At 35.2% G+C, this 5,255-nt stretch carries 5 protein-coding genes; 3 read left to right on the top strand and 2 right to left on the bottom strand.

Annotated elements, in window-relative coordinates:
• On the bottom strand, positions 1–933 hold a 933-nt coding region (locus ABX784_RS15290; protein ID WP_372655931.1), incomplete at its 3' end, for a hypothetical protein.
• A gap of 216 nt (positions 934–1,149) precedes the next feature.
• Here ABX784_RS15290 and ABX784_RS15285 point away from each other — a divergent pair.
• From ABX784_RS15285 to ABX784_RS15275, 3 genes are all read left to right on the top strand, one after another.
• The gene (locus ABX784_RS15285) at positions 1,150–2,184 is read left to right on the top strand and encodes a DUF5777 family beta-barrel protein (RefSeq protein WP_372655930.1); all 1,035 of its coding nucleotides are present in this window, start codon (positions 1,150–1,152) and stop codon (positions 2,182–2,184) included.
• A gap of 27 nt (positions 2,185–2,211) precedes the next feature.
• Positions 2,212–3,714 (top strand): hypothetical protein, encoded by a 1,503-nt coding sequence (locus ABX784_RS15280; RefSeq protein WP_372655929.1) that lies wholly within the window; start codon positions 2,212–2,214, stop codon positions 3,712–3,714.
• 71 nt (positions 3,715–3,785) lie between these two features.
• Positions 3,786–4,034 carry a hypothetical protein gene (locus ABX784_RS15275; protein ID WP_372655928.1) on the top strand — a complete coding sequence of 83 codons (249 nt, stop codon included), beginning with the start codon at positions 3,786–3,788 and terminating at the stop codon, positions 4,032–4,034.
• Here ABX784_RS15275 and ABX784_RS15270 read toward each other — a convergent pair.
• Positions 4,031–5,164 (bottom strand): CpaF family protein, encoded by a 1,134-nt coding sequence (locus ABX784_RS15270; RefSeq protein ID WP_372655927.1) that lies wholly within the window; start codon positions 5,162–5,164, stop codon positions 4,031–4,033. The genes ABX784_RS15275 and ABX784_RS15270 overlap by 4 nt on opposite strands.
• Positions 5,165–5,255 lie beyond the last annotated feature (91 nt).

The following is a 5,255-nucleotide window of genomic DNA, read 5'->3' as shown; positions in this document are numbered from 1 at the left end:
GAGCTTATGCCAGGCCTGCTGAATAGGTCCTGCGGCCCTACCATCATCTGTTAACTCTTCTAGCTCTACACCCATAATAAGATACTTATCTTTATCCATAAGTCGTCTTAAACTAACATCTAATCTATTTCTTTCGAGTAAATCTTGTAAGAACTCTCCACTATCATTGATGTAGAATTTATTCTCTTCACCTGCTTCATGAAGCTGGGTAAAGATAACTGATTCATAGTTAACTCTAAACTCTCCCTCAGAACCAACTAGAGAGTAATCTAAATTCATACCAAAAGTTCTACCTCTATCATTACCGTCTAATTCTTTTCCACCTGCTTTTGCAAATAAACCATGTAAGTGATTATCATTTGAAGTATTTATTCTAAGAGATGATTTTTCAACCTTCCCAACTAGAGAATAGTCATCCCAATACTCACCATCAAAAGAAGGGGCCGATAACCCTTCTTCTATAGAGAGTTTCATTTCTTTTGGAAGTTCACATTCACAGTAAATATATTCTTCTTTCTTTTTAACATCAGTACTTGGGGTTTTAATTCCATTGCTTTCATTACACTCTACTTCTTTATCAGCTAACGCTTTTTCAGCAAGTTTTGAAAGTGCAAATGATGTTTCAATAAGCTGTTCGTCGGTAGGTCCCTTAAGTTCATCTGCATAACTTGAGAGTAATTCGGCCTTAAGTTTTTCACTTTGAGCATCAGATAAGGAGTACTCATTCAAATCTTCAAGGAGATTATTCATGTCTTGTCTTGTCACTACAGGATAAAACTTCAGAAACTTTCCATCTTTAAATAGCCCTTGCCCCTGATTACCTCTTTTTCTAAGTTCAAACTCTTTAGAGTCCTTGGTTGAAAATACAATTGAGCTCTCCTCAGAATTTATTGAGGAATTTAAAATCATAAATATGATGAACCACCTGCTCATTCTATCCTCCCTATCTCTTACACACGCTCCAATCGGTAAAAAGTAAGAAAACCTTTAGGCCAACAACTCAAAAAGTATACAATATCAACAACTTAAGAAGTGTCAGTTTTATAGAATGTAATGTAAATATTACAAGCACCAATGCACAGCATCAGAATCTATCCTAATATTGATCTAAATAAATATTGAAAAGAGAAAACAGCAATGGAGCTCTACGTGAAAAAGAAACTACTACTTCCTGTCCTACTAAGCACTTTAGCAGTGAACTACGCCGCTAGTGCAAACGATACTGGACCTATATTTCTAGGTGAAGACTTCGCGATTGAATATGATGCAGAAGTAAACACTAACTTAGTAGACTCCTCAGAAAATGGAAATGGAATAAACCTTGAAGGTTCTTACGTCTCTATGTCAGTTGAATGGAGACAAAAGGTTCGTCTAGTTCTAACTGGAAAACTTGAAGAGATATTTCAAAATAATGATGTAGAAGTAAATGAAGATTTTGATATAGCAGAATTTATATCTGAAGCCTATATAGAGATACGTGAAGTTGCAGGAACTCCTATGGCGATCATAGTTGGTAAGCAACCCATCCCATTTGGGCAAAATGTGCAAGCAATGCCAATGTTCGAATCAAATCCAATGGTAGGACTACAAGAAATTAACGAAGTATACGGAGTAACTCTAGACCTAACAGAGGGATTACTAGGTTTATTTGATCAATTAGAAATTTCAGCATTTGAAACAGAAGCTGGAGATATGGAAATTGGTAAGATCGATGGGATGTCTGTAAGAATGTCTAAGATGCTTACAGACCAATGGTTACTAACAGCATCTCACGCTAGACTTGGTAACGATCATATTAATGGTGAAGAAGAAAAGAGAACAAGTATAGGATTAATTGGACAAACTGAAGATGGCAGCCTAATTGGTTGGGCAGAAGGTGTTCTATTTTCAAATAATCCAGAGTATCCAAATTCAAGATTTGCAATTACTGTTGGCGGTCAATACCAGATCTCTGAATCAACTGCAGTCGTTGTTGAATATAACTACATTAAAGATGAACTCCAAGAAATTGGAACAGGTGTAAAAACAGAACTTACTAGAAACTTATCAGTAGGTGCAGACGTTAGATACAGAAACTACGTCGATCAAAGAGAGAGTGATCTCATCTTTGGTGTGACTTTCACTTATAAACTTGGAAACACAGGTTATAGTGAAAACGAAAATTACCTTTTTGGTACTGAATAAATTTAACTACTACTTAACGAGATAATAATGAAAAGAATCGCCACACTTTTATGTTTAACTCATTTATTTACAACATCTAATACCCTTGCGACTGAGAAAAGGTTAATCTCTTGGAAAGTTGCGAGTGTTGGAAATACAATTGTCACAAATTATGATGTTGAGAAGTTTATTGAAGAGACACAAATTAGCGATTCTTTAAAAACAAGCCTCTTTAAAAAAGCAGATGGAAACTACTCAAAGTACCTAGACCTAAAAAGAGAACTTACAAATAAAAGCTTTAAAAAAGCAACAGGCCAGCTCGTTTATTCACTCATAATGAAGCAAGATCACCAGAGAAAGCATTACTCAAAAAGAGTAGCATTTAAAGTTACGACAAGTGAGTTTAATGACAAGGTTTACGAGAACGAGTCAAAGGTATTAGCTTCTTTACTTGATCAAGGCATGGGGATAGTTAAGGCCAGAGCAATTTTTGGTGAATACCTCATAAAGAATAACTACCCACATAGAGACCAACAATCCCCTGCTGATGTCTACATGAACTGGTACAATGACCAAAGTTCAAGAATAGAAACAGAACTCTTGCTAAAAGAAGTAAAAAAGTACGAATCATACATCGCTCTAAAAGACGATAAATATTATAATGACGACTATGTAGAACTTCAGGATAAATATAAATCACTCAAGTCAGAAGTAACTGAAAAAGTTCACGGTAAGAAGTTTTCTCACAAATCTTTAATGACTTTATTAAATAAGAATTCTGATTGGCGAATTGTCATAAGTGACATAGATAACTCTCAAGTTGATACTGCTTCTGTGAAAGACTATAAGAAGAGTATTGAATTAAAAGACAGAGCACAGACAATTTTATCTAACATTCATGGAAATAACTGGGATAGAACAACTGGATATTACCAAAAATCTAATGAGCTTTTAACTAAAAACTATAGTCTTTCACAAATAAAAGATTTAGCGAAGAAGTATACAGAAGCTTATATTCAAAACAAGTCTAACTACTCAAGCTACATGAGTGGATTAATTGCCAAGCTAGCTGCAACAACTTTAGAAAGCTCATCAAAAGAAGAAATGAAAGATATCGCAGTTAGAATTAACTCAGACCTTAAAAGTGCGATGACTGAAGTTTCTAACTCAATAGAAGGATCAAATTCTAGCAACACCTTAGAAAAAGAAGTAGAGAGTATACTTAAAGATAAAATTAATTACTCTAGTCTCTCTGATATAGAGCAAGCAATAGCAAACCTATCGATCTTCTCTATAAAGTTCCAAATAAAGAAACAGTCCTTTGAAGAGGTTATTCCAGTAAGAGTCAGCTTTGAGAAATATACATCTAGCAAAGCATTCAACGGATTACGTGACCTTCAAAAGTACAAGTGGATGAAAAAACAATTTAAAGAATACGTTCAAAAAGAATTAATCTACTCTGTAGAATATATGACAATAAGAACAGGTCAGCACGAATACTTAACTCCAGATGAAAAAGTCGAATTAATCCTTGGAAGTGACTTTAGATAGAATAACTAGAAAAGAACTGAAATATGTTCTTTTTTTGTTTTCTCTTTGAGTTTTTTAACTATAATAAAAATATGATTGTAGACATTGATATAGATAAATTTTCCCAGTCCTACCTACTGAAGTTTGAAGTTGAAAACTTCAAAACAGCAGATGATTACAAGATGGCAGTAACAACGGTTACATGCTTTTCCAATGATTACGACCTTGATCCTGAGTTAGATCATGAAGACATGAGAGAAATTGTCGAAAAGACAATTGAACTCGAAAAAGAAAGCTTCACTTTTGAAATTAATGACGATGGAATAGAAGTAGATATCTAAGCTGCATCTTTTTTCATTTTTATCAGCCAATCTGGTGATATAAAGTTACTCTTTGGAAATGGTAGCTTATTAACAATAATATCCTCAAAGAAAGTTGGAACATAGTTACACGCAACCATTTCACCAATATACTTTCCAGTCTCTGGATCTTTACCAGTTTGAACCCAACGAAAAATATCACGACTAATGTAATTTCCGTGCTCATCTAGACCTGTAATTTCAGAAATATGAGAAGTTCTTCTACCACCATCGTGATAACGGCTACACTGAACAACAATTTGCATCGCTGATCCAACCATTTTTCTAACTGCATCTGGTGGAATCTTAGTGTCACCCATCAGACAAAGTGTCTCTAACCTAGTACATGCATCTTCAGGATTATTAGCGTGGACAGTCCCCATTGAACCATCGTGACCAGTATTCATAACTTGTATTAAGTCTAGGGCCTCTTCACCTCTAACTTCACCAACTATAATTCTATCAGGTCTAAGTCTCATAGAACTAATTACGAGATCTCGAATTGTAACTTCAGTTGTACCTTTAGTTGGGTCTGCTTTTCGTGTCTCAAAGTTAACAACATGTTCAGCGTTAACTTGAAGTTCTGCGGCATCTTCAATAATAATTAGTCTTTGAGTTTTAGGAATCCTAGAACCAAGAACATTAAGCATTGTAGTTTTACCTGAACCTGTACCGCCGGAGACAATTAAATTTTTTCCAAGGTAGATACATATATCAAGGAACCTGGCTGCATCTTTTGAAAGAGAGCCAAATTTAATAAGGTCATTAATAGTGAGTTTTTCTTTTGAAAACTTTCTTATGGCAACAGTGGTTCCATTCTTTGACATCGGAGGAAGTACTGCATGGATACGAGACCCATCAGGAAGTCTAGCATCAAGTCTTGGATTGTCGTCATCAAAAACTCTCCCAACAGATTGAGCAATCGCTCTCATCGCAGATATTAAGGCATCTTCATTATGAAATGAGTTTGGAACTTTAAAGACAAGGCCTTTCTTTTCAACGAAGATTTCGCTTGGCCCATTGATCATAACTTCTGAAACACCCTCATCTTCGAGTAGATCGACAATTGGTGCAAGGAAAGATGCAATAGCATCACTAAATACAGACGACATTCTAACCCCTGTTAAAAGTCTAGTTTACACCTACTATTCGTCTCTTGGGCGCCAAATCTTTACTCTTTTTTCAGATGCTATCTCACGTCTT

Origin of the sequence: Halobacteriovorax sp. (genome assembly GCF_041587335.1) — a bacterium.
Classification (GTDB): domain Bacteria; phylum Bdellovibrionota; class Bacteriovoracia; order Bacteriovoracales; family Bacteriovoracaceae; genus Halobacteriovorax.
This window is presented reverse-complemented; position numbering and strand designations above follow the sequence as displayed.

What these genes read in the sequence shown, in the direction of transcription:
- ABX784_RS15275 (WP_372655928.1), top strand. Translation starts at nt 3,786, where the DNA reads ATGATTGTAGACATTGATATAGATAAATTTTCCCAGTCCTACCTACTG.
- ABX784_RS15270 (WP_372655927.1), bottom strand. Translation starts at nt 5,164, where the DNA reads ATGTCGTCTGTATTTAGTGATGCTATTGCATCTTTCCTTGCACCAATT.
- ABX784_RS15280 (WP_372655929.1), top strand. Translation starts at nt 2,212, where the DNA reads ATGAAAAGAATCGCCACACTTTTATGTTTAACTCATTTATTTACAACA.